Raw genomic sequence first — 24681 nt, forward strand, 5'->3', positions numbered from 1 at the left:
TCAGGTCGGTGTCCCACTACAGCAACGGAATCATCGACTTCGTGGTGCGCCGGGGCGACTGCCCGCCGCTGAGCAGCCTGGTCACCGTGGGCGGCGAGGACATCGCCAACGAGGCGCTGCCCGGCAGCCGGCTGCTGCTGTGCACACAGGACCTGGGCGCGCTCATGCGGCCGCTGGGCACGGGTCAGCTGATGCGTGTCGTGGTGGCCAACGCGCACGGCGGACTGTGGGGCGGCCGCGTCAAGACGGGGGAGTACCTGTCCGCGCACACCGACACGGAGGGCGGGATGCCCGCCGTCGACGAGGCGATGAACACCCTCGTCTCCGCCATCCGCACCCAGGTGCACCACCTGCCCGACGAGCTGCCCGGCGGCCTCACGGACACCCTGGAACCCCTGCCGGAGGACAAGGGGCGGCTGCGGATCGACTTCGGGACGGCGGCGGCCGAGCACGACGGCCCCTCCGAGATGCGGCTGCGGGCCCTGTGGGGCGCGCACGTCAACACCCTGGATTTGCAGTACGCCGCCTACTACCGGGACTGGAAGCTCGTCTGCGCGGGCGACGTCTTCGAGAGTCCCGAGCTAGGCCCGCGCTTCCTGGAGACCAGCGTGCGCTCTCGCCGCACCTCCTACCGCGACCTCGCCCAGAGCCTGCGCGGCCATCTCGCCCGGCTGACCGACGCGTTGCGGCTGGTGGTGCCGCCACCCGCCGACCGCCTCGTCCTGGACGTCCAGGAGGGCGCCGTGTACGTGATCTGGCTGTCGCCGCGGGACTACGTCCTCGGGGTGACGCTGGACCAGCGGCAGGTCGCCCACGCCGAGAACCGGCTGCACCGGCTCGCGGACGCCGTGGGCGGGGTCATGCGGACCGCACGGCACTGACCAGGGCGCCCCACACCTCGTCGGCGAGTGCCTCCACCGTCCGCGCGACGGTCGGCCGGTGCACCGGGCCCCCCTCGCCGAGGGCCTGCACGGGCAGCACCTCGACCGCTGTCTCGTACTCCCGGCAGACCTCGCGCAGCCGCGCCCACTGCTCCTCACTCGGCACGCCGGCCGAGACAGCGCGGAACCAGGTGTCGGCCCCCGTACGGAACGTCTCCGTCAACTGCCGCACCAATGTGGCGCAGCCCAGCGTCGCCAGATCGGACGGCCCCGCCCGCAGGGCCGGACCACCGGCCGCGGCACTGCCCGACGGGCGCCCGGCCAGCCGCTCCACGGACGCGTCCAGCAGCGCGAACACCTCCTCGAACCGCCCCTCGACGGGCTCCGGCAGCGCCGAACGCGCCGGGCCGGGCGCCGCAGCGACCAGATCACGCCGGGCCAGGTCGCTCACCGTCCGCCGCAGCTGCCCCAGTTGGGCACCGTGCTCACCGAGGGCGCTGCGCAACTCGGTGGTCAGCTCGGCGAGATCGGCCTCCTGGCGCAGCTGGGTGAGACGGGCGCGCAGCCGGTCCAGGGCCTGGTTCACGGCTTGCGTGAAGTCGCCCGGACGGTACACCAGGGGCTGTGAGCCCAGCGAGCGCGCCAGCCGGTCCCGCATGGTCCGCGACACATGGCCGTTGACCACGAGCAGCACCTCGGCCTGCGCAGGGTGCAGGGCGCCGCGCAGTGCCCGGACCCGGGCGGTGATGCGTTCCTCGTCGTCGGCGACGAGCACCGACGGGGTGACGACGATCGCGATGTAGGCGTTCGGGACGGGCTCCAGCCAGTACGCCACCGCCAACGGCCCGTCGGCGTCGGAGCCCCGCGCCGGGACCGGGTCGTGCGACGCGATGCGCCACTGGCCCTCGGCCAGCGCGTCGTGGATCGTGGACACCACCTGGTCCTCGGAGACGTTGTCGTGCAGCTCCCGCACGGCCCGCAGCACCGTCGCGGCACTCACCTCGCGGACCGCGCCGCCGCCGTCCTCGCTCAGCTGCCAGGCGTGGTGGCAGGTCTTGAGGATCTCCCGGGGCACCCCGCCGGTGAGCTCCTGGAGGATCCCGACCGACTCGGAACCGAACGGCGCGGGCCACCGCTCGATCGCGTCCGGCCCCTCGGTCACCTCCGGCCGGGTGCCCGAACCGACGTACTCGGCGACCAGCCGCGCGGTGAGCTCCGCGCCGAACCGGGTCGGCCACAGCTGCACGACCCGCTCGTGCAGGCTCGGCCGGAACGCGTTGAGCCCGCGTGGCGAGGTGCAGAACACCAGCAGACCGCCCCGGCTCACGTACACATTGACCAGCCGCTCGAAGGCGTCCACGAACGTACGCCGGGAATGCTCCGGCCAGTCCAGGACCTTCTCCAGCGAGTCGATCAGCAGGACGTACGGTTTGCCCACCCGGCCGTGCAGGAAGCCCTGGACGGCCAGCGCGTCGAAGACCGGGTCGATGCCCGAGACCGCGTCCCTGATGCCGCGTTCCCGCAACTGCTGCGCGGGCTCGTCGCCGCTCAGCCACGCCCACACCATCGACGTGAACCGGGGGTCCTGGAGCAGGGCGAGCGCGGTGGCGAACCGCCGGTGCTCCGTCACCTCGCCGAGGGTGACGCGCAGATCGGCGTGCATCACCTCGGGGTCGTAGCGCAGGGCGGAGACCACCTTGTCCGGGTCGAGGACCCGGTCGCGCAGCCCGGTGGCGATGTCGTCGAGGGCGATGTCGCCCAGCGGGATGTCGTCCGGCCGGCCGGGGCGCGGATCGGAACTCTGCTCGCCGACCCGCACCGCCGTCACATAGGCGTAGTAGTCCCTGACGAGTTCCTCGAACGCGGCACGCCCCTCCGGGCTGTCCGCGGGGCCCCGAAGCCGGTCGCGGTACATCCGGCCGAAGTCCTGCGCCGGCTCGTCGACGATCCACAGGGCCGGGCCGTCCGGGCGGGCCAGCGCGTTGCAGACCTCCCGGGCCGCATGGGACTTGCCGAGGCCGAACTCGCCCACCACGGCGATCGCCCGACCGCGCCGGCCGCCCCGGGGCCGGTCCCGGAGGTAGTCACGCACCAGGCCTTGGAGCTCCCCCAGGATCTGGGTCGGGACATGGGCGTTGCCCGAGTCCGCGGCCTCGACCGGGGCCTCACCGAGGTCCGCCGACGGGCCGAGCCGCACGACCGGCACCAGGGGAAAGGGGTTGCTGTACCAGGTGTCTGCGCTGCTTGCGGCCACGATGGCACTCCTTGCGGGTCCTGTGAGGGCGCGGTCGGGGGTGGGCGTCAGCCGCCGGAGCGGGGCGGGATGGGAGCACGGAGCAGGGCGTCGCGGCCGGCACGCCGCCGCTCCCAGTGGGGTCTGAGGGCGTCGGCGTCGATCGGCCAGGGGTACGGCGCGCTCCGCAGCGCGTCCGCCGCCGAGTGGAACACCGTCCGCAGTTCGCGGACGTCGGACGGTCGCCATTCGGAGTGTGCCGCCATCAGGGAGCTTCTGTCCGGCTTGACCAGGCCGTTCGGGCCGTCGTCCGACGCCCGGGCGCTGTGGCTGAACCGCCAGATGTCCTCGGAGTTCAGTTCGCGCAGCGCGAGATGGGTGACCGCCGCGGAGTCGCTCAGCGTGGCGGCCACTTCCCTCGCCGTCTCCGCCGCACCGTGGCTCACTTCGACGAACAGTACGATCCGGGTGTGCGCATTGCTCAGGCAGGTACTCAAAAACCTCGCCCGGAGAGCGGCGTCGTTCCACCGTATGTGCGGGATCACCGCCAGGAGCAGTGCGTTGTGTTGCACCAGCAGTTCGCTCATGTCGCTGTAGGCCTGGAACGGATCTTCTTCCGCGACGATCGACTGCACGCGGGATTCGGGGAAGTCGTGCAGTCGCAGACTCTTCGCGATTTCCCGCCGTATGCGGGCGTTGATCAGACTGGTCGGGGCGAATGCCCCGTCCGGGTCGACGCTGATGCGACGGCCGTCGTTCGCCAGACCCGCGGTCGGCACGCAGACGGGGAGCGGGTCGCCCGCCCAGGCCGCCGCCGCTGCCACCCGCTGCCGCACCTCGTGGATGCACCGGTGGATGAGACTGGTCTTGCCCATGCCGGGAGGTCCGCTGACGATCACCACACGGCCGTGTCCCGAGCTCCCGTCGAGGAGTTCGCCGAGAGGGGGCCAGCTGGTGCCGAAGCGGTCCAGCTCCTCGCGTGAGTGATCCACGTCCACCCACTGGTGCAGGTGGTCCGGCTGCTTCCACGGCACGAGGGGATGGTCGGCGCTGAGCGCCGCGCGGGCCTTGCCCCCGTGGTCACCGTGGTCCGCGCCGTTCGCTCCGTACGGTTTGCGCACTCCGTAGGGGTTGGCCCAGTCGGAGCTGGTCATGCGTGCGGTCCTCCGGCGCTGGTGGGACGGTCGCTGCCGCGTGCTCCGGGCAGCCACCACAGGGGCGCCGGGCGTCGCAGATCCGCCACCTCGCGGGTCTGCAGGTCCAGGGTCGTGCGCACGGCGTCCGCCTCGCTCTTTCTCTGGCGCGGCAGCAGGGGTTGCCCTTCCCTGCTGCCCGGCAGTCTGTTCGTCAGGGGAAGGGAATCGGCCAGCCGCCGGGCCGCCTCGCGGCGCGGGGCCGGGCCGGGCACCTGGACGAGGAGTTGGGAGAGCGCCTCCCGGGCCCGTAACGCCTCGGCGTGGTCCGTCTCGGGATCCTGTTCGTACGCCGTGAGATACAGCCATGCGATCCTCCGGAATTCCTGCACGGCCGCCGCCAGTTGCCGGTCGCGCGTGCGCCGCTCAGCCGAGATCCGTTCCGTCATCTGTCCGACCAGCGTCAGGGCCGCGCCGGCCGCCAGCAGGTACACCCCGTCGAGAAAACCGCCCAGGCCGCCGGAGCCGCCCTTGTCCGCGGACGCCCCCGGCGGATCACCCGCCGCGGCCAGGACCGCGTCGCAGACCCGCTCGAAGTCGCCCCGGTGCTTGTCGGCCCAGTCGTCGAGCGACATCACGCCGCCCTGGGGGCCGGGCACCCGGACGGCGTCCGCACCGCCGGCCGGTCCCAAGGGGCGCCGCACCACATCCAGTTGTAGCGCGGCGTCCCGGAGCTCGTCCCGGTGCTCGTCGGCCAGGCAGTACACCAGACGGACATCACTCCTGCCGTCGTCCCCGACGGCCTGCCCGGCGGTGACGGACAGGAGCAGCAGGGCACCGAGCACGACAGGCTTCCAGTGCGGAGGAGGCTTCCAGTGCGGAGCGGGCTTCCGGCTCGGGGCGGGGGACAGGTGCGGGTCGCGGTGGAGGGCGCGACCGCGGAGGGGGCGCGGGACGCCGTAGCGGGTCGGGAAGCCGCGGAGGGGGCGCAGGACGCCGTAGCGACTCGGGAAGCCGTAGCGGCTCAGGAAGCCGTAGCGGGTCGGGAAGCCGTAGCGGCTCAGGAAGCCGTAGCGACTGGGGAAGCCGCGGAGGCGTCCGCCGCGGCGGGGACGTCCCCCGCCGCTCACTCCCCGCTCACCCATCCGGCCTCCCCGTTCCCCTGGCCGCGACCCGTTCGGGACGCCGCACACCCTTCGGCTATGCGGAGGACCGCAGTCCGTCGGCCGTGGCCGGTGCCCCGCCCGGCGTGCCGTCGCCGGGCGCCGGATGCCGGGGGAGACGCTGCTGCCCGGCCGCGGGTTGCCGGCTCTTTCCGGCCCGATGACGCGACCAGCAGCCGAACGCGATCTGCGCCCCGTAGTGCAGCAGATTCACCGTCACCACGGCCGGGGCGACGATGCCGACCGTCTTCGGGAAGTCGCGTTCCAGAGTGAGGGCGAGCAGCACGGCCGTCAGCCCGTTCTGCTGGCCGATTCCCAGCAGGACCCGGTCCCTTCCCGACAGGCCGCGGACGAAGAGCGGCATCAGCAGCACGGCCACCACCGCCTGCGCGAGGAACGCCGAACTCCCCAGCAACAGCCCGGGCCTGATCGACACCCCTTGGGCGACGAACAGGCCCAGCAGGGCGGTGGCGAGCAGGAAGGCACTGGTCACCGCCCGCGCGAGAGGGCGGGCGAACGCCTGCGTCCGCAGGAACAGTCCGGCCACCGCCACGGCCAGCATGAGCATGTTCGCGGCGGCGAGCACCAGCATGACCATGACGAGGAGGACGGCGAGCGGAGTCGCCGGGCGCCGGGGGCGCACGAGCTGCCGCTCGGCCTCCCGGGCCGGCCACACCCTGCCGCCCGCCCACCACGCCAGCAGGGCACCGCCCAGCAGCAGCGCGTTGAGCGCCAGCCCGAGGGCGTAACCCTGGGCCCCGCCGCCCACCACCGAGGGGGCGCCACTGTGCCCGGCGGCCGTGTAGGCGTACCCGGCGACGTACAGCGTCAGCAGCACCGTCATCGGGTCGTCGAAGGAGGCCCATGCCGTGAGCAGGGAGCGGGCGCGCTGTGACATGTGCCCGTCCTTGCTGAGCGCGGTCACCGACAGCGGGTCGATCTGCGCGACGACGATGCCGAGGACCAGGTACTCGGGGCGGTCGAAGGCCCAGACCATCACGCCCGAGATCATCGCCGCCTTGAGCACGACCCCCAGCGTCACGGCCGCCACCACGCCCCGCAGGTCACGACGCAGATCCGCGAGATCGATGCCGTACGTGCTGCCGTACAGCCCCACGGCCAGCAGCAGCCCGGTGGCGACGACGTACCCGGTGGTGCCGACGAGGCGCGTCGGGTCCGTCGCCAGACCGATCGACGTCCCCACAATCAGTGCGCCCAGCGCTCCGAGCAGAACGGCCGGAACCGCCGGCAGCTTCCGCCGCCGGCCACGGTCGCGTCGAGACTTCTCCACCTGCCCCCCATCCCCCGGTGTCACGCCGCGAGCGTAGTCGGGCCGTAGGCACCTCGTGCGCTTATCGATACGGACGTGCAACCGCGAGAGCAACCAAGCGTAGATGTGAGCACTCGGACGGCGTAACACCATTGCCGGCCGTTCCCCTGCACGATGCCCGGTGACGACCGCCGCTGAACGCTCTTCACCCCTGGGGTGGATCCACGGCGCCTCGGCCGGTGCGCCCCGCGTCCGCCCCGCCGCCCTCGGCGGGACCCGGAACGGCGTCACTCTCCTGGAGCGTGCGCCCCCGGCCCCGGCCGGACATCGGCGTGAACGAGCGGATGGCGGCGCACGCGCCGGTCGGCCGTCCCCGGCACGCACGAGCCGGTCCCCCCCGGGCACATGGCGTGGTCGAGGACGTCACCCACCCCCATGGGCGACGTCCTCGACCGCTCCCCCGGCGCCGGACTGTGGTTCAGGTGCCCGCGCGGCGGATCCGTGCCGTCACCAGCACATCACCGCCGTCCCGCCGCAACCCCGGGCGGAGTGGAGGCGTACGCGGACCGCATGACCGCCCCGTCCGTCATCCCCCTCCCCGGCACGGGGATGACGGACGCGTCGGAGTCACCGTCGAAGAACCAGTAGTGCTGGACGGTGCCGTTCAGCCACATCCGCCGCCCGCTCGCGAGCGCGCTCGGCCGCCGGCCCCGGTGCGAGGGCGGGCGCCGGCGCCTGAGCCGGCGAGCAGTAGCGTGCGGTCATGGGCCACAGCCTGCCCTGCGGCCCGTCCCCGGCGCCTGAGTCGGGGGCTACTCAAGTCGCCCTGTATCAAAGGTGAGTAGCCGCGCTCATGTCTGTGTGATGACTTACGAGAGGGACGCGACGACGCTGGAGCTGCCCTGGGCGTTCACCGGGCGGGAGGACGAACTGGAGCTGGTCCGCCGGTCCTTGACCAGCTTCCGGCACGGCATCGTGGTGACGGGCCCGGCGGGCGGCGGCAAGACCCGCCTCGTCACCGAGGCGATCCGCGGCACCGACTGCGCCCGGGCGGCCGGTACGCCCGAGAGCCGGAGCATCCCCTTCGCGCCGTTCGCCCACCTGCTGCCCGACTCGGTCACGCTGCACCGCGCTGTCCAGGTGCTGTCCGGTGTCCGCACGCTGCTCGTGGACGACGCACACCTCCTCGACGACGCCTCCGCCGCCCTGGTCCATCAGCTCGCCGTGCACGGGCGCACCCGGCTGCTGGTCGTGGCCACGGACGGCTTCCCGGTACCCGGCGCGATCTCCCGGCTGTGGACCGGGGAACTCCTGCCGCGCCTCGCGCTGGAGCCGCTGCCGGAGGAGGAGACCGCCGCCCTGCTCACGGCCGGTGCCGGTCCCCTCGACGCGCTCACCGCGAACCGGCTGCGCCGCCTGTGCCAGGGCGACCTGCGGCTGCTGCGTGACCTGCTGGGGTCGGTGCGCGGGCTGCTGACCCCCGTCCCGGACACCGGCGAACGGGCGTGGCGGGGCCCGGTTCCGCTGACCCCGGCCGTCCGTGAACGCACCGCCCCCGTCCTCGGCAGGACCGGCCCGCTCGAACGCGACATCCTCGACCGCCTCGCCTTCGCCGAGCCCTTGCCGCCCGACCTGGACGAGCTGGGCGGGCTGGGCGGGCTGGACCTCGGGGACCTCGAAGTGCTGGAGTCCGACGGCCTGATCGAGGTCGACGACGAAGGTGCCGTCCGTCTCGCCCATCCCCTGTACGGGCCGGTGCTCCGGGCCGCGGCGGGCCGGCTGCGGGCACGCCGGCTGGCCCGGACGCCGGACGTGTACGCAGCGGCCCTCGACGCCGAGGCGGCCGCCCTGGCCCACCGGATCGAGCAGGCCGACGTACGGGCGACGGCCACCCCGGTGGGGGAGTGGCTGGTGGCCGAGGGCGGGCCGCTGCCGGGCGGGTACGCCGCGGTGCGCGCCCGGTTCGCACGCCTGCGCGGGGAAGTGAGGGAGGCGGCGGCCTGGGCGCGGGAAGGACTGCGAGGTCATCCCGGAGACGCGTCCTGCCGGGCGGAACTCGACCGAGCCGAGGCGACGACGGGAAGTCCCGCCGGCCCGGACCTGGACCCACAGGCCCTCACCGACCCCTACGACGCCGTCCGCCTCGGCGCCCCCGAGAAGGTCATCGACCGGCTCGGTGGCGTCTTCGCCCGGCACGCCGACGCGCTCACCCGCGCCGACGGCCCGGATCTGGACGAGGCGGCCGCGGAACTGGAGCGGCGAGGCTTCCTGCTGTTCGCCGCCGAGGCGTACGCCCAGGCCGTGCGCGCCCACCGCGATCCGCGCGCCGCCCGGCACTCCCGCACCCGGGCCGTCGCGCTGGCCCGGCGGTGCCAGGGCGCCCGCACCTCCGCACTGTCCGGGCTGGTCCTCGGCGAGCTCACCGCCCGGCAGCGGCAGATCGTCACCCTCGCCGCGGCCGGTCTGACCAACCGGCAGATCGCCGAACGCCTCACCCTGTCCGTCCGCACCGTCGGCAACCACCTGTACAGCGCCTACGCCCGGCTCGGCACGAGCGACCGCGGCGCCCTGCCGTGGCCGGCCCGGACACCGGAGGCCCAACCGGCCTGATGCCGCACCCGGACCGGCGGCCTGACCCGAACAGGGGACGGGTCAGGCCGCCCCGAACGCCGAGAACGCCCACCCCGTGGCCTGGTGCAGCGCGTCACCCGGCAGGGTGGCCCGGGCGTCGCGCAGCGCCTCCGCCAGGGACAGACCGTCGTCGAGGCCCTTGTGCAGCGCGAGCATCAGCGGCACCACCGCGGCGTCGTTCACGGGCGCGCTGCACGCCACCACCCCGGCCGTGCCGAGCGGCAGCAACGCCGTGACCAGGCCCAGCAGTTCGTCCGCGCCGACGGAGGCGAGGCGGGCGGTGTCGCAGCAGGACAGGATGATCCGGTAAGGGCTGCGGTCCAGCCGCTCGAAGTCGTGCACGACGATCGGCCCGTCGGCCATCCGCAGGGACGAGAACAGCGGACTGTCCGCACGGAACGTGCCGTGCGCCGCGATGTGCGCCAGCGCGGCCCCGTCCAGCTCCTCCAGCACCCGCGGCACCCGCGCCTCGCCCTCCTCCAGGACCGTCGCACAGCCGTACCGGCCCGCCAGCTCGGGCACCTCCGCACCGCCCGTCGCCAGACCCGGGCCGCGCACCAGCACATGACGGCCGTCCGGCGGCGGCGCGGTCTGCCGGGCCCGCAGCCAACTGCCCGCCGAAGGCGACACGCTGAGCACCCGCTCCCGCAGGGACGGCAGCAGCGCCCACGGCACCCGGTGCAGCCGTCCCGGCGGCACGATCACCACCGGGCCGCCGCCCAACTGTGCCACGGCCGGCCCCAGAAGCAGCTCCTCCAGCCGCCGGCCCGCCGCCTCCACCACCGGGAGCCGGGCCTCCGCCCCGGGGTGGGCCAGCCGCCGCAGCCCGGCCTGCACATGCTCGGCCTCGCTCTCCGCGTGGGCGAGCAGACCGGCCTCGAACCGGCGCACCCGCCCCCGTCCGCACAGCAGCACCTGCACCCGTCCGTCCAGCACGGCGAGCTCCACCATCAGGGCCTCGTCACCCAGCTCCTCCACCAGCCGGCGGACGTCGAACCGGTCTTCGCCGCCGGGGGCCTCGCCCCGCATGTGCAGGGTCCGGGAGCGGATCTCCCGCTCCAGGCGCCGTTGTTCGCGCTCCAGCGCCACAACCGGCCGGCCCTCCATCCGGGCGGCCTCCGCACGCGAGGCGATCTCGCGGAAGGCGGTCATGCCGCTGAGCAGTTCCGGGTCGGCGGGCGGCCGGGTAGGCGGGGTGGACAGCACGGTGGCCCGCCAGCGCTCGCTCCACACCAGCAGCCGCCGCGGCCCGCCGGAGACCAGACTGGCCCGCTGCGCCAGCGCCGCCAGTTCCGCGCCCTGTTCGGTGGCCCGGGCCCGCAGCTCCGAGGCGCCCAGCGTCATCCGGTGGTCGTCCAGCACGTCCAGGCCCCGACGGCAGGCCTGCAGCACGCCCCGGGCAGATCCGGCGAGCTGCGCCCGCAGCGCCTGCGCCGCCCAGCCCGTCACCCGCGCCAGCGGCGGACCGCTGCGGCGGCTGCGCGCGGCCACGGCCAAGTGCCGTTCAGCGTCCGCGGTCCAGCCCAGATCCAGCGCGATCCGGCCCGCGAGCAGCGATGCCTCCGGCGCGGCCGGGGCGCCGAAGGACGCCAGCGTCCCGGCCACCGCGGCGGCGTCGGCGACCAGCCGCCCCGAGCCGCGCCCGGCCGCGTACCGCGCCTCGATCAGCACCAGCCGGGCGTGCGCCTCCCACCAGGAGCGCCGCTGCCCCGCGAACAGCCGTACCGCGAGGGCGGCGCGGGCGATCGCCGTGTGTGGGTCGCCCGCCGACCGGGCGGCCCGCGCGGCGGCCAGCAGCAGCTCCGCCTTGCGGGTGGACTGCCCTCCGATCCCCTCCAGCCTCCCGGTCGCCGCGTCCGCCTCGGCCAGCGCCTCCGGTGCGAGACCGGCCGCCATCAGCACCTCGCAGCGCCGGATGTTCAGCATGAACGTCGGCGTGCCGAGCCGCGCGTAGCGTTCCTCCGCCTCGTCCAGCAGCCGCAGTGCCGCCGGCACGTCCCCCGACCGGAACGCGGCCAGGCCCCGGCTCTCCACCGCGTCCGCCTTGTCGTGCTCCTGGCCGGTGGTGTCCCACAGCGCCTCCGCCGCGGTGAAGTCCGCCTCGGCCCGCTCCACCGACCCCAGCGCAAGGTGCACGGTGGCCCGCAGGGTCAGCGCCCGCGCCGTCCAGATCACGTCGTCCGCCTGCCGCAGCACGGGCACCGCCCGGCGGACGTCCTCCAGCGCCTCGCGATGGTGGCCGAGCACCCACCAGACATACGCCCGCCGGTACAGCACCCGCGCCCTGGTGTGCCCGCCGCCCCGCGCCGCGCCCCGCTCGAACGCGGCCAGGCCCTCCCGGGTGCGGCCCGCGTGCACCAGCGCCACGCCCAGTGTGGCCAGCACGTCCGCCTCCCGGTCGGCCGAGTCGGCGCGCGCGGCGTACGCCCGGGCCCGCCGCAGATGGTGCAGCGCGAGCCGCAGGTCGCCGAAGTCCCGCTGCCAGATGCCGATCACCTGGTGGGCCACGGAGGCGTCCAGCGGGGAGGCGTCGGCGTCGAGCAGGGCCCGGGCCCTCGCGAGAGCCTCGCCCGGGTCGGCGAACACCATCGGCAGCAGTTCCGTCACCGCGTCGCTTCCCGCTGTCACTCCTCGGATGGTAGTGGTCCGGCAGCGCCCCACACAGGTGTGGAGCTGTATCAAGCGGCGGCCCGGCGGCTCTCTTTGACGACCGCTCAGCTGCACCGGCCGATGCCGTCGCACCAACGGGAGGACCCGCCATGGCACCTCAGCGATTCCACGAGCAGTTCGACCATATCCAGCGCTCGATGCCGGACGTCCCCCTGGCGATGGGCCCGGACGACTCGGCGGAGTTCATGTACGAGAAGGGCGTGGTCCTCGTCCGCGACGGCGAGGAGGCCCGGATCGTCGAGGACACGGTGCGGGCGCACTTCACGGCGGCACCCGACCTCGACCAGGAGCAGGTCCGCCGCGCGGGCTCGCGGACCAACCGCAGCGGCATCACCCGTATCCGCGTCGGCGACCCGGGCGAGGGCGGCCGGGACGCCGACCGCACCGTCGCCCACGCCCTGCGCTCCGTACGGGAGCACGAGTCCCGGGCCGGGCACCGGATGGTCGCCCGCAACCACGTGGTGCACATCGCGGTCAACGCCTGCCCCGGCGACGAACCCGTCCCCGCCCCGCTCAGCGAGCCCCCGAACCCGGCCGCCGCGGACACCCCCCACGACCCGGACACCGCCGTCGGTGTCCTCGTCGTCGACACCGGCCTCGTGCACGACTACCGCTCCTGCGGCCTGCTCGCCCACACCGGCGGCGACGCCCAGCTCCAGGAGTGCGACGACCAGGGGATCCTGCGGCAGTACGTCGGCCACGGCACGTTCATCGCCGGCCTCGTCGCGGCCGTCGCGCCCAACACCGACATCACCGTGCGCGGCACCCTCAACGACGCAGGCGCCGTCCTGGAGTCCGAGTTCGGCGAGAAGCTCTTCGAGGCCGTCGACGCGAGCGGCTGGCCCGACGTCCTCAGCCTCTCCGCCGGCACCGCCAACGGCCGCACCGACGGACTGCTCGGCGTCGAGAACTTCATGCGGGAACTGCGCGAGCAGCGCACCCTGCTGGTCGCCGCCGCCGGCAACAACGCCGGCGCCGCGCCCTTCTGGCCCGCCGCCTACGCCGATCTGCCCGGGTGGGAGGACTCCGTACTGTCGGTCGGCGCCCTGCGCAGCGACGGCGAGTTCGGCGCCTGCTTCACCAACCACGGACCCTGGGTGAAGGTCTACGCCCCCGGAGAGCGCCTCATCAGCGCCCTCACCGGCTTCGACGCGCCCGTTCCGTACGTGTACCAGCACTCCACGTACAACGCCTGCCGCTACGGCTTCTCCTACGGCTGCACCTGCCGGCACCCCCGTCACAGCGGTGCGCTGAGCGACGAGACTCACGCCGCCAAGCCGGACCAGGTGATGTTCGAGGGGTACGCGCAGTGGAGCGGCACCTCCTTCGCCACCCCCGTCACCGCGGGCCTGGTGGCCGCCCACATGACGGCGCACAAGGAGACCGACCCACGCGCGGCCCGGCAGCAACTCCTCGCCTCGAACGTGGAGTTCGCGGAAGTACGGGGCGCGCACGTCCCGGCGCTTCGCCCCCCCACCTGGCGCGCGGTCCCGGTCGTGCGCCTCGGCCCCGGGCTGTGACGGCCGGGGCCGCCCCCTCCACGGCGTACGATGACCTGCCGTACACGAGGGGTGGGGCTGCCGTGGACCGTACTGATGCCGGCGCGCTCGTCCAGGCGGCCGCCGACGGCGACGCGGCGGCCTGGAAGGCGCTCGTGGAGGGGCTGAGCCCCCTGGTGTGGTCCGTCGTCCGGGCTCACCGGCTCTCCGACGCCGACGCCCACGAGGTGTACCAGACGGCCTGGTTCCGCTTCGCTCAGCACCTCGGGCGGATCCGTGAGCCCGGCAAGGCGGGCGCGTGGCTGGCGAGCACCACGCGCCACGAGTGTCTGAAGGTCATCCGCAGTGCGCAGCGACTGACCCTGACGGACGATCCGCGGCTGCTGGACCGGGCCAGTGAGGACGGTACGCCGGAACAGTCGCTGCTCGACTCCGAGGAGGCCGCCGCGCAGAGCGAACGCGTGCGGCGGCTGTGGCAGGAGTTCGAGGAACTGGGCGAGCGGTGCAGGCAGTTGCTGCGCGTGCTGATGGCCACGCCGCCGCCCAGCTACCACGACGTGTCCGCCGCGCTGGGGATCGCGGTGGGCAGCATCGGACCGCTGCGCCAGCGCTGTCTGCGGCGTCTGCGGGCCCGACTCGAGGCACGGGGGGCGATGTGAGCGACCGACACGACGACGACCTCTTCGGTGAAGAGGACTTCGACGACCGGGAGTTCGACGACGAACTCCTGGAGGAGGAGCTGCGGCGGGCCGCGGCCGTCCTCGACGCGGTACCGGCGGAGCTCCAGCAGATCGCCCTCGACGCCTACGCGTTGCACGACCTGGAGGCGCGTGTGGCCGAGCTGACCTTCGACTCGCTCGTCGATGCCCTGCCGGTCCGGGGTGTCACCGACGTACCCCGGATGCTGACCTTCCAGGCGGGCGAGGTGACCGTCGACGTCGAGGTGACCGCGCAGGGACTCCTTGGACAGGTGCTGCCGCCCCGGTCGGCCCGGATCGAGATCCTCGGCGGGCCACGGCCCGGCTCCCCGCTCACCTCCGACGACCTGGGCCGCTTCACCGCGGACGTGCCGCTGTCCGGCCCGTTCGCCCTGCGGCTGCGCACCGGCGGGGACGTGGTGGTGACGGAGTGGCTGCGGGCGTAGCCGCCCGGTGTGAGCCTGTTCAGCGGGACACGGCGTCGACCAGCCCGGCCAGTGCGGCGGCGAGCCGCTCCAGGCCGGGTCCGGCGGGACCGCCCGGCTCGGCCATGTACGTGTCCCGCCGGATCTCCACCATGAGCGCGCTCACCTCGGGCCGCTTCGCGTAGAACTCCAGCGGGACGTAGGCCCCGCCGAACGGGGTGTCGAGCTGCGTCTCCCCGAACGCCTCCCGGGCCGCGTCCAGCAGCGCGGGAGGCGTGTGGAAGGAGTCGGTGCCGAGGCAGACCGGCGGGCGCGAACCCTCCCCGTGCAGTTCGTACGGCAGCCTCCGGCTCGGGTAGGAGTGCACGTCGATGATCACGGCCCGCCCGGTGGACTCCAGCCGGTCCGCCACGGCCTCGGTCATCGCCCGCGCGTAGGGCAGGAAGTACCGTTCGACGAGCGGCCCGGCATCGACGCCCTCGGGCCGCAGCGCGTCGCCGTGCGTGGTCCGCGTGTAGACCGCCCCCATCCCGACGGCGAGCATCTCCTCCCGCTCGTCCGGAAACCGCTCCGGATCGACGACCAGCCGCGACAGCCGATTGACGAACCGCCACGGTGTGACGCCCGCCAGCCCGGCCGCCACCTCGGCGATCCGGTCCGTGTGCGCGTCCGTGATGAGGTCCAGCTCCCGCGCCGTCTCCTCGTCGCCGAGCAGGATCCCCGCACGCACGGCGTCCGGTATCTCCCGCGCGGAGTGCGGCACATGGAGGATCACGGGCGAGGGCCCGTCACCCGGCAGCAGCTCGAAGGAGTCCGAGGCGTCGATCACGAGGCGGCTCCAGGGGGCGTTGTTCCAGCGGTGTCCGAAGAGATCAAGGTGCCACACGAGGCCGGGGTGAGGACCGCACATGGCTCCGCCCCGGCCGGGCGTCGTGCCGGCCGGGGCGGAGGGGGTGGCCCATCGGGCCCGGGGCGTCAGCTCAGGGACGCCAGGGCCTCGTTCCACGTGGCGGACGGCCGCATGGCCTGAGCGGCCTTCGCCGGGTCGGGCTGGTAGTAGCCGCCGATGTCGACCGGCTTGCCCTGGGCGCCGACCAGCTCGTCGACGATCTTCTGCTCGTTCGCGGCGAGCGTCTCGGCGAGCGGGGCGAAGGCCTTCGCCAGGTCCGCGTCGTCACTCTGCCGGGCCAGCTCCTGCGCCCAGTACAGGGACAGGTAGAAGTGGCTGCCGCGGTTGTCGATGCCGCCGACCCGGCGGGTCGGGGACTTGTCCTCCTCGAGGAAGGTCGCCGTCGCGCGGTCGAGCGTGTCGGCCAGGATCTGGGCACGGGCGTTGCCCGCCACCTTCGCCAGCTGCTCGAAGGACGGCACCAGGGCGAAGAACTCACCCAGCGAGTCCCAGCGCAGGTAGTTCTCCTTGACCAGCTGCTGCACGTGCTTCGGCGCCGAGCCGCCCGCACCCGTCTCGAACAGGCCGCCGCCCGCCATCAGCGGGACGACCGACAGCATCTTGGCGCTGGTGCCCAGCTCCAGGATCGGGAACAGGTCGGTCAGGTAGTCGCGCAGGACGTTGCCGGTGACCGAGATCGTGTTCTCGCCGCGGCGGATGCGCTCCACCGACAGCTTCGTCGCCTCGACCGGGTTGAGGATCCGGATGTCCAGGCCCTCGGTGTCGTGCTCGGCGAGGTAGGTGTTGACCTTCGCGATCAGGTTGGCGTCGTGCGCGCGGGTCTCGTCCAGCCAGAAGACCGCCGGGTCGCCGGTGGCGCGGGCGCGGGTGACGGCCAGCTTCACCCAGTCCTTGATCGGCGCGTCCTTGGTCTGGCAGGCGCGGAAGATGTCACCGGCCGAGACGGCCTGCTCGATCAGCGCGGTGCCGTTGCCGTCGACCAGGCGGACGGTGCCCGTGGTGGCGATCTCGAACGTCTTGTCGTGGCTGCCGTACTCCTCGGCCTTCTGCGCCATGAGGCCGACGTTCGGCACCGTGCCCATGGTGGACGGGTCGAAGGCGCCGTTGGCCCGGCAGTCCTCGATCACGGCCTGGTAGACGCCCGCGTAGGAGGAGTCCGGGATGACCGCGAGGGCGTCGTGCTCCTGCCCGTCCGGGCCCCACATGTGGCCGGAGGTGCGGATCATGGCCGGCATCGAGGCGTCGATGATGACGTCCGACGGCACGTGCAGGTTGGTGATCCCCTTGTCGGAGTCGACCATCGCCAGCTCCGGACCCTCGGCGAGCTCGGCGTCGAAGGAGGCCTTGATCTCGGCGCCCTCCGGCAGGGCGTCCAGGCCCTTCCAGATGCCGCCCAGGCCGTCGTTCGGGGTGAGGCCGGCCGCGGCGAGCTTGTCGCCGAACTGGGCGAACGTCTTCGGGAAGAAGGCGCGCACCACGTGGCCGAAGACGATCGGGTCGGAGACCTTCATCATCGTCGCCTTCAGGTGCACCGAGAACAGCACGCCCTGGGCCTTGGCCTCGGCGACCTGCGCGGTCAGGAACTCGCGCAGCGCGGCGACGCGCATCACGGAGGCGTCGACGACCTCGCCGGCGAGTACGGGTACCGACTCGCGCAGCACCGTGGTGGTGCCGTCGTCGCCGACCAGCTCGATGCGCAGCGCGCCGTCCTCGGCGATCACGACGGACTTCTCGGTGGAGCGGAAGTCGTTCTGGCCCATGGTCGCCACGTTGGTCTTGGACTCGGCGGTCCAGGCGCCCATGCGGTGCGGGTGGGACTTGGCGTAGTTCTTGACCGAGGCGGGGGCGCGCCGGTCGGAGTTGCCCTCACGCAGGACCGGGTTCACGGCGGAACCCTTGATCTTGTCGTAGCGGGCGCGGATCTCGCGCTCCTCGTCGGTCTTCGGGTCGTCCGGGTAGTCCGGCAGCGCGTAGCCCTGGCCCTGCAGCTCGGCCACGGCGGCCTTGAGCTGCGGGATGGACGCCGAGATGTTCGGCAGCTTGATGATGTTGGCGGCGGGCGTCTTGGCCAGCTCACCGAGCTCCGCGAGGGCGTCCGGGATGCGCTGGTCCTCGGTCAGGTACTCCGGGAACACGGCGATGATGCGCCCGGCCAGCGAGATGTCGCGGGTCTCCACAGCGACACCCGCCTGCGAGGCGTACGCCCGGACCACCGGCAGGAAGGAATACGTCGCCAGTGCGGGGGCCTCGTCAGTGTGCGTATAGATGATGGTCGAGTCAGTCACCGGGTGCTCCGCTCCACGTCTGCAACATTGCTCGACATCAAGATATCTCGTGACCGGCCTCGGCTCGACAGGGGTCCACGACCAGTTTCGTGCAACCGATCGCCCCGTTCCCGTGTCTGGGAGAGAGATCACTCACTCCAAGCCACGGCCGGATCTGACCACCCGGCCGTCCGAGCGAAAGCGGACCATGAGATATCGCACCAGAGTGACGGCCCCGGCGGTTGCCCTTCTCGGCACGGCGGCGGCACTGACCACGGGGATCCCGGCCCAGGCGGCCCCGGGCACCGGCGCCACCCCCGGCGCCGAGACCCTCGGCGACTCCGTCTACCCCGCCCTCGGCAACGGCGGATACCGCGTCTCGGCCTACCACCTCGACTTCGCCTACGACGCCACGACCAAGCTCGTCGAGGCCACCACGACTCTGACCCTCTGCACCACCCAGGCCCTGAGCCGCTTCTCCCTGGACGCGCGCGGCCTGGACATACGCTCCGTGCGGGTCGACGGCCGCCCGGCCGCCTTCGAGCAGGTGGCCGAGAAGCTGCGGATCACCCCCGCCCGTCCGCTCGCGGCGAAGGCCCGGGCCACGGTGTGCGTGGCCTACGGCGCCGACCCGCGCCGGACCCCGCCGCCCGCCGGCGGCTGGGTGGCCACCCCGGACGGGTTCGCGGTGTGCGGCCAGCCGGACCTGGCACACACCGTCTTCCCCTGCAACGACCACCCCTCCGACAAGGCCGACTTCACCTTCCGGCTCACCGTGCCCGCCGGGCTGCGGGGCGTCGCCAGCGGCCGGCTGGTGCGCACCGAGCAGCTGTCCGGCGACCGGACCGCCTATACCTACCGCTCCCGGTCGCCGATCGCCACCGAGGTGGTGCAGATCACCGTCGGCGACTATGTGATCAAGGACCGGCAGGGCCCGCACGGCCTGCCGCTGCGCGACGTCGTCCCCGTCGCCCGGGCCGCCGCCCTGGAACCGGCCCTGGCGCTCACACCGGCCCTGGTGTCATGGGTCGAGCAGCGGCTCGGCGCGTACCCCTTCGAGACGTACGGCCTGCTGCCCTGCAACAACGACGCCTCGGACGCCTTTGACTTCACCGGCCTGGAGACCCAGACGCTCACGCTCTACAAGCCGAACTACCTCCTCCAGGAGGAGAGCAAGATCGGCTCGCACATGATGCACGAGCTGGTCCACTCCTACTTCGGCAACAGCGTCACCCCCGCCACCTGGGCCGACCTGTGGCTGAACGAGGGCCACGCCGACTTCTACGGCCTGCTTTACCGCTACGAGCGCGGCTGGGCCGATTCGCTTGGCATGACCACGCTGGAAGCGCGCATGAAGTACACCTACGCCCTGGGCGACCAGTGGCGTCGCGACTCCGGGCCGGTGGCGGCGCCCAACGCGGCCAACCTGTTCGACGGCCAGCGCTACGTGGGCGGCGTGCTCGTGCTCTACGCGCTGCGGCAGCAGGTCGGCGAGGCGGCCTTCACGGCCCTGGAGCGCACGTTCCTCGAGCGGTACCGCGACTCCACCGCCTCCACCGAGGACTACATCGCCGTCGCCTCGGAGGTCTCCGGTCAGGACCTCGGCGGCTTCCTGCGGGACTGGCTGTACGGCACCAAGACGCCGCGGATGCCGGGGCACCCGGACTGGACCGTCACGCCGGTGAAGGCGTCCCTCTCGGCGCCGCGCGACCGGAGGGACAGCCACCACCACGAGAACTCCGCGACGCTGTAACGAACCCGGGCGCCTCGGCCGAGCCCGGGCGCCTCGGCCGAGCCCGGGCGCCTCGGCCGAGCCCGCGCGCCCCTAGTCGAGCCGGGCGGTGCTCAGTCCGCCCGGCTCGATCTCGACGGTCCGCTGCTGCGGGATGACGACCCCGCCCTGCTGGAGCGCCACCGTGCGCGCCGGGGCGGGGATGCGGATGCCCTCCGCGCGGTAGCGCTTGTGCAGGCGCTTGATGAACTCGTGCTTGATCCGGTACTGGTCGCTGAACTCGCCGACGCCCAGGATGACGGTGAAGCCGATGCGGGAGTCGCCGAAGGTGTGGAACCGGATGATCGGCTCGTGGTCCGCCACGGCGCCCTCGACCTCGGCCATCGTCTCCGCGATGATCTCGTTGGTCACCCGCTCCACGTGCTCCAGATCGCTGTCGTAGGCCACCCCGACCTGGACCAGGACGGTCAGCTGTTCCTCCGGGCGCATGAAGTTGGTCATGTTCGCCTTGGCGAGCTGGCCGTTGGGGATCACGACGAGGTTGTTCGACAGGTTGCGGATCGTCGTCTGGCGCCAGTTGATGTCCTCGACGTAGCCCTCCTCACCGCTGCTGAGCCGGATGTAGTCACCGGGCTGGACGGTCTTGGAGGCGAGGATGTGGATGCCCGCGAAGAGGTTCGCGAGGGTGTCCTGCAGCGCCAGCGCGACCGCCAGACCGCCGACACCGAGGGCGGTGAGCAGCGGGGCTATGGAGATGCCCAGCGTCTGGAGCACCACCAGGAAGCCGATCGCCAGGACCAGGATCCGGGTGATGTTGACGAAGATCGTGGCCGATCCGGCGACCCCGGAGCGGGATTGGGTGACGGTACGCACCAGTCCGGTCACCACCCGGGCCACCGACACCGTCGCGACGAAGATCAGCAGGACGGTGAGCACCTGGTTGGTGGTGTGCTGCACCGTCCGGGTCAGCGGCAGCACCGCCGCCGCGCCCGCGACGCCGCCCACGACCGCGGCCCAGGGCACCACGGCCCGCAGCGCGTGCACGATGACGTCGTCCCCGCTCCAGCGGGTGCGGTCGGCGTGTCCTCCCAGCCAGCGCAACATGATGCGCAGCGCGAACGCGGCCAGCAGGCCCGAGCCGAGGGCGATGCCGGCGAACAGCAGGTCGTCCACGGTGAGCGCCCGGTTCATCGGTCACCTCCGGGGCGGGGAACCGCGGCGAAGCCTGCCACCGGCGGTCGGATGTGAAGTCTCGTCACGTCGTCACCTGCTCGTTTTCCGGAGTGTCCGAAGGTGCCCGACCACCCTGACCCGCGGTCGGCACGATCGTTCATCCTGCCGTATTCCGTACGGGGTTCCGTACCGGAGACGGGGGTGAGCGAAGGGTGAGTTACTGCACATGACGCGCCGTCACGTTCGGTTCCGCCCCGGTCAGATCACCTTCAGCCGCACCAGCGCCGCCAGCGTCAGCGCGCCCGGCACCAGCGGCAGCCAGACGGTGATGACCCGGAAGGCCAGGACCACGGCGGTGGCCACCGCGGCCGGGGCCCCCGCCGCGACCAGTGCCACGACCAGCGCCGCCTCCACCGAGCCGATCCCGCCCGGTGTGGGCACCAGCGCGACGGCCACCGTGGCCGCCAGGTAGGCCACCGCCATGTGCGCGGCCGGGACATCCAGCCCCAACGCCCGCCCCACCAGCACCAGGACCGACGCCTGCAGCGCCGGGAAGGCGAAGGACCCGCCCCACAGCGCGAGCGCCCGGGCGGGCCGGGTGTGCACCGAGCGCGCCTCGCCGAGCGCCGTCCGCAGGAAGGACACCAGGGCCGAGCGCAGCCGCCGTACGAGGACGAGCACGGTCGCGGCGATCACCAGCACCACCCCGACGCCGGCCAGCAGCGGACCGAACGCCGTCTGAGGCACCAGCGTGCCGAGCCGCAGCGCGTCGGGGAACGCGACGAGCAGGGCGCCCAGCAGCAGGACCCGGCCGGCGCTCTCGGCCAGCAGGTACAGGCCGAGGGCGGCCGAGGAGCGGGCGAGGGGCAGTCCGCAGACCGTCATGAACCGCAGGTTGACCGCGCTCGCGCCCAGCCCGGTCGGCAGCAGGTGGTTGGCCGCACCGGCCGCGAACTGCGTGGCCAGCAGCCGTCGTCGGGGCAGCCGTTCGACGACCGCGCCCTGCCGGGTGCAGGAGGCCGCGACCCAGGTCAGGCAGGTCGCGCCGACGGCGGCCAGCAGCCAGGGCCACTCGGCGGTGCCCAGGTGCGCGAAACCGGCCGCCAGCACCGACCGGTGCTGCACCGCGACCACGGTGACGAGCAGGAGCGGCACCAGACACAGGATCTGCCGCAGACGGCGGACCGGGACGCGACGGGGGAGTCGTCCGGGTCGGAGTTCGGGGAGTTGTACCGCTGTCACGTCTGTAGAGGCTGTCCAGGCCGTGCCAACTGCGGGTTGCGGGAGCGGGGACTGGGGATTGCGCGCGGGAAGCGGCTGGGTGGGGAGCGTCATCGGGGCCTTTGCGCGAAGGGACGGGGAAGAGGGGGATCGGGGTGATTGTGCGGGATGCCGGGGAAATGTGCGAGGTTCTTGACCTCAAGATTGCTTGAGGTTCTACGGTCTCCGTCATGAGTATGGAGACCACAGCGTGGACACAGCTGTACAGCGTCATGAACGCCGAACGGGAGCGCCGCCCCTTCGCCTTGGCCATCTTGCGCCGTATCGGCGCGTTCGCCCGCCCGCATCGGCGCCGAATTGCCCTCTTTGTCCTGCTCGGCGTGGGTACCGCCCTGCTGGCCGTGGCGACGCCCGTCCTGGCCGGGTGGGTCGTGGACACGATCGTGTCGGACGGGGACGAGGGCAGGGTCGTACGCCTCGCCCTGCTCATCGCGCTGATCGCGGTGGCGGAGGCGGCCCTGGGCATCCTCGGCCGGAGACTGTCCGCGACGCTCGGGGAGCATCTCATCCTCGATCTGCGGACGGCCGTCTTCGACCATGTGCAGCGCATGCCGGTCGCGTTCTTCACACGCACACGTACGGGCGCCCTCGTCTCGCGGCTCAACAACGACGTCATCGGCGCCCAGCGCGCGTTCAGCAACACCCTGTCCGGAGTGGTCAGCAACCTCGTCACGCTGCTGCTCACGCTCGCCGTGATGCTCACCCTGTCCTGGCAGATCACCCTGCTGGCGCTGGTGCTGCTGCCGGTGTTCGTGATCCCGGCCCGGCGCATGGGCAGCCGCATGGCCCGGATGCAGCGGGAGGCGGCGACGCTGAACGCCTCGATGGGAACCCGCATGACCGAGCGGTTCTCCGCCCCCGGCGCCACCCTGGTCAAGCTCTTCGGACGTCCCGAGGAGGAGTCGCGGGAGTTCGCCGAACGGGCCCGCCGGGTCGCCGACATCGGGATCCGCACGGCGACCGCCCAGGCGGCCTTCATCACCGCGCTCACCCTGGTCTCGGCGCTCGCGTTGGCCCTGGTCTACGGCCTCGGCGGCTGGTTCGCCCTGCGCGGCGCCCTGGAACCCGGCGCGGTCGTGTCGCTCGCGCTGCTCCTGACCCGGCTTTACGCGCCGCTGACGGCGCTCGCGGGGGCGCGCGTCGAGGTGATGAGCGCCCTGGTCAGCTTCGAGCGGGTCTTCGAGGTGCTCGACCTCCGGCCCCTCATCGAGGAGAAGCCGGACGCGCGCCCGGTGCCCGACGGGCCCGTGGCGGTCGAGTTCGAGCAGGTCCGCTTCGGCTACCCGGCCGCCGACAAGGTCTCCCTGGCCTCCCTGGAGGAGGTCGCCTCCCTGGACGGCCGAGGCGGTGACGAGGTGCTGCACGGCCTGTCCTTCCGCGCCGAACCCGGCCAGACCGTGGCGCTCGTCGGCTCCTCCGGCGCGGGCAAGTCGACCATCGCGCAGCTGATGCCGCGCCTGTACGACACCGACGAGGGGGCCGTGCGCATCGGCGGCGTCGACGTCCGCGACCTCACGGCGCGCTCGCTGCGGCAGACCCTGGGCATGGTCACCCAGGACGGCCACCTCTTCCACGACACCGTCCGCGCCAACCTGCTGCTCGCCCGGCCCGAGGCCGCTGAGAGTGACCTGTGGGACGCCCTGCGCCGGGCCCGCCTCGACGAGCTCGTACGGTCCCTGCCCGACGGGCTCGACACCGTCGTCGGCGAGCGCGGCTACCGCCTGTCCGGCGGCGAACGCCAGCGCATGACCATCGCCCGGCTGCTGCTGGCCCGCCAGCGCGTCGTCATCCTCGACGAGGCCACCGCCCACCTCGACAACACCTCCGAGGCCGCCGTCCAGGAAGCCCTCGCCGAAGCACTCGAAGGCCGCACGGCCGTCGTGATCGCCCACCGTCTGTCCACCGTCCGCGCGGCCGACCAGATCCTGGTCGTCGAGGCCGGCCGGATCGTGGAACGGGGCACGCACGAGGAACTCCTGACGGCGGGGCAGCGGTACGCGGAGCTCTACCGCACCCAGTTCGGCGGACCGGCCGACGGAGCGCGGAGCGAGGCGGTGGGGGAGGCGGCGTAGGGCGTGAACGCCCGCCCGGACCTGTGCGTACTCCTCCCCGAGCACTTCTGAGGACAGCGAGTGCTCCTGAAGACAGGCCGACAGCCCGCACCCGGAGAGGCGACGTGTACCAGAGCCAAGCGCCCGTACGATCCACCCGCCGAAGCCCCTCGCGCGCCCCCCGGCTGCGTGCCGTCACTGCGGCCGGTGTCCTGGTCGTCCTTCCTCTCGTCACCGCCTGCGGCAGCGGGGACGACGCCGGGGGCGCGGGCGGCGGCAAGGCGGCGCCGAGTGTGACCGCCGCTCCCGCCGCAGGAGTCGTCGCACCGGCCAAGGTGGAGGTGATCGCCGGGCTGACCGGCTGCAAGGCGAAGATCCGCATCGACGCCGACGAACTGCGCCAGGGCCTGTGCCGTACCAAGAAGGCCGACTACCTCATCACCACCTTCCCCGAGGAGAAGTTCAAGGAGACCTGGCTTGAGGAGGCGCGCGTCTACGGAGGCAAGTACCTCGTCGGGACGCGCTGGGTGGTCAGCGTGAAGCCGGCGCTGCTGGAGTCCTTCCGCGCGAAGCTCGGCGGCACGATCAGGGAGCTGCGGGGCATCGGCCCAGGGCCGGGCGGGCGGTGACGGCTCTCTTTCGATTTCGGCTGGTGGGCGTCATGATG

The 24681-nt window shown here is 73.0% G+C and carries 18 protein-coding genes; 8 read left to right on the plus strand and 10 right to left on the minus strand.

Translation table 11 applies throughout. The annotated features are described in order from the left end of the window. Nucleotides 1–8 precede the first annotated feature (8 nt). Nucleotides 9–881, plus strand: coding sequence for a hypothetical protein (locus FDO69_RS15845; protein ID WP_234387951.1), 873 nt, complete (start codon nucleotides 9–11; stop codon nucleotides 879–881). Here FDO69_RS15845 and FDO69_RS15850 read toward each other — a convergent pair. The 5 genes from FDO69_RS15850 to FDO69_RS41170 form a co-directional block, all read right to left on the minus strand. Further along, on the minus strand, nucleotides 859–3135 hold the full coding sequence (locus FDO69_RS15850; RefSeq protein ID WP_104780469.1) for a hypothetical protein: 2277 nt from the start codon (nucleotides 3133–3135) through the stop codon (nucleotides 859–861). The two genes, FDO69_RS15845 and FDO69_RS15850, sit on opposite strands and share 23 nt — an antisense overlap. A gap of 47 nt (nucleotides 3136–3182) precedes the next feature. After that, nucleotides 3183–4268, minus strand: a complete 1086-nt coding sequence (locus FDO69_RS15855; RefSeq protein WP_104780470.1) for an ATP-binding protein — start codon at nucleotides 4266–4268, stop codon at nucleotides 3183–3185. Next, complete coding sequence (locus FDO69_RS15860) at nucleotides 4265–5392, minus strand: hypothetical protein (protein ID WP_104780471.1); 1128 nt, start codon at nucleotides 5390–5392, stop codon at nucleotides 4265–4267. The genes FDO69_RS15855 and FDO69_RS15860 overlap by 4 nt, the downstream gene beginning before the upstream one ends. A 55-nt stretch (nucleotides 5393–5447) precedes the next feature. After that, nucleotides 5448–6701, minus strand: a complete 1254-nt coding sequence (locus tag FDO69_RS15865; protein WP_104780472.1) for a cation:proton antiporter — start codon at nucleotides 6699–6701, stop codon at nucleotides 5448–5450. 497 nt (nucleotides 6702–7198) lie between these two features. Beyond that, a complete protein-coding gene (locus tag FDO69_RS41170) occupies nucleotides 7199–7354 on the minus strand; it encodes a hypothetical protein (RefSeq protein ID WP_167526596.1) in 156 nt (51 codons plus the stop codon). Nucleotides 7355–7544: 190 nt separating this feature from the next. Between FDO69_RS41170 and FDO69_RS15870 the strand changes: the two genes are divergently transcribed. Beyond that, nucleotides 7545–9290, plus strand: coding sequence for a LuxR family transcriptional regulator AbsR2 (locus FDO69_RS15870; protein WP_104780473.1), 1746 nt, complete (start codon nucleotides 7545–7547; stop codon nucleotides 9288–9290). A gap of 42 nt (nucleotides 9291–9332) precedes the next feature. On the opposite strand, the gene FDO69_RS15875 is transcribed toward FDO69_RS15870, so the two are convergent. Continuing rightward, nucleotides 9333–11939 carry a CHAT domain-containing protein gene (locus FDO69_RS15875; protein WP_104780474.1) on the minus strand — a complete coding sequence of 869 codons (2607 nt, stop codon included), beginning with the start codon at nucleotides 11937–11939 and terminating at the stop codon, nucleotides 9333–9335. A gap of 131 nt (nucleotides 11940–12070) precedes the next feature. On the opposite strand from FDO69_RS15875, the gene FDO69_RS15880 reads away from it, so the two are divergent. From FDO69_RS15880 to FDO69_RS15890, 3 genes are all read left to right on the plus strand, one after another. Then, complete coding sequence (locus tag FDO69_RS15880) at nucleotides 12071–13501, plus strand: S8/S53 family peptidase (protein ID WP_104780475.1); 1431 nt, start codon at nucleotides 12071–12073, stop codon at nucleotides 13499–13501. Nucleotides 13502–13563: 62 nt separating this feature from the next. Continuing rightward, entirely contained in the window at nucleotides 13564–14139 is a 576-nt protein-coding gene (locus FDO69_RS15885; protein WP_104780476.1) for an RNA polymerase sigma factor, read from the plus strand. After that, the gene (locus FDO69_RS15890) at nucleotides 14136–14624 is read left to right on the plus strand and encodes a hypothetical protein (protein WP_104780477.1); all 489 of its coding nucleotides are present in this window, start codon (nucleotides 14136–14138) and stop codon (nucleotides 14622–14624) included. The genes FDO69_RS15885 and FDO69_RS15890 overlap by 4 nt, the downstream gene beginning before the upstream one ends. Before the next feature lie 19 nt (nucleotides 14625–14643). On the opposite strand, the gene FDO69_RS15895 is transcribed toward FDO69_RS15890, so the two are convergent. Together FDO69_RS15895 and FDO69_RS15900 are read right to left on the minus strand one after the other, a co-directional pair. Then, complete coding sequence (locus FDO69_RS15895; RefSeq protein WP_104780566.1) at nucleotides 14644–15432, minus strand: N-formylglutamate amidohydrolase; 789 nt, start codon at nucleotides 15430–15432, stop codon at nucleotides 14644–14646. 146 nt (nucleotides 15433–15578) lie between these two features. Beyond that, nucleotides 15579–17798 carry an NADP-dependent isocitrate dehydrogenase gene (locus tag FDO69_RS15900; protein ID WP_104780478.1) on the minus strand — a complete coding sequence of 740 codons (2220 nt, stop codon included), beginning with the start codon at nucleotides 17796–17798 and terminating at the stop codon, nucleotides 15579–15581. A gap of 187 nt (nucleotides 17799–17985) precedes the next feature. Between FDO69_RS15900 and FDO69_RS15905 the strand changes: the two genes are divergently transcribed. Next, nucleotides 17986–19530 carry a M1 family metallopeptidase gene (locus tag FDO69_RS15905; RefSeq protein ID WP_104780479.1) on the plus strand — a complete coding sequence of 515 codons (1545 nt, stop codon included), beginning with the start codon at nucleotides 17986–17988 and terminating at the stop codon, nucleotides 19528–19530. Nucleotides 19531–19602: 72 nt separating this feature from the next. Here FDO69_RS15905 and FDO69_RS15910 read toward each other — a convergent pair whose 3' ends face one another. Both FDO69_RS15910 and FDO69_RS15915 read right to left on the minus strand, forming a co-directional pair. After that, nucleotides 19603–20700 (minus strand): mechanosensitive ion channel family protein, encoded by a 1098-nt coding sequence (locus FDO69_RS15910; protein ID WP_167526606.1) that lies wholly within the window; start codon nucleotides 20698–20700, stop codon nucleotides 19603–19605. Nucleotides 20701–20940: 240 nt separating this feature from the next. Next, nucleotides 20941–21924 (minus strand): lysylphosphatidylglycerol synthase transmembrane domain-containing protein, encoded by a 984-nt coding sequence (locus FDO69_RS15915; RefSeq protein WP_167526607.1) that lies wholly within the window; start codon nucleotides 21922–21924, stop codon nucleotides 20941–20943. 215 nt (nucleotides 21925–22139) lie between these two features. On the opposite strand from FDO69_RS15915, the gene FDO69_RS15920 reads away from it, so the two are divergent. Next, complete coding sequence (locus FDO69_RS15920) at nucleotides 22140–24035, plus strand: ABC transporter ATP-binding protein (RefSeq protein ID WP_104780480.1); 1896 nt, start codon at nucleotides 22140–22142, stop codon at nucleotides 24033–24035. Between the two features lie 104 nt (nucleotides 24036–24139). Further along, entirely contained in the window at nucleotides 24140–24643 is a 504-nt protein-coding gene (locus tag FDO69_RS15925; protein ID WP_420878508.1) for a hypothetical protein, read from the plus strand. Nucleotides 24644–24681: the final 38 nt, after the last annotated feature.

Source organism: Streptomyces tibetensis (genome assembly GCF_007655005.1).
Classification (GTDB): domain Bacteria; phylum Actinomycetota; class Actinomycetes; order Streptomycetales; family Streptomycetaceae; genus Streptomyces; species Streptomyces tibetensis.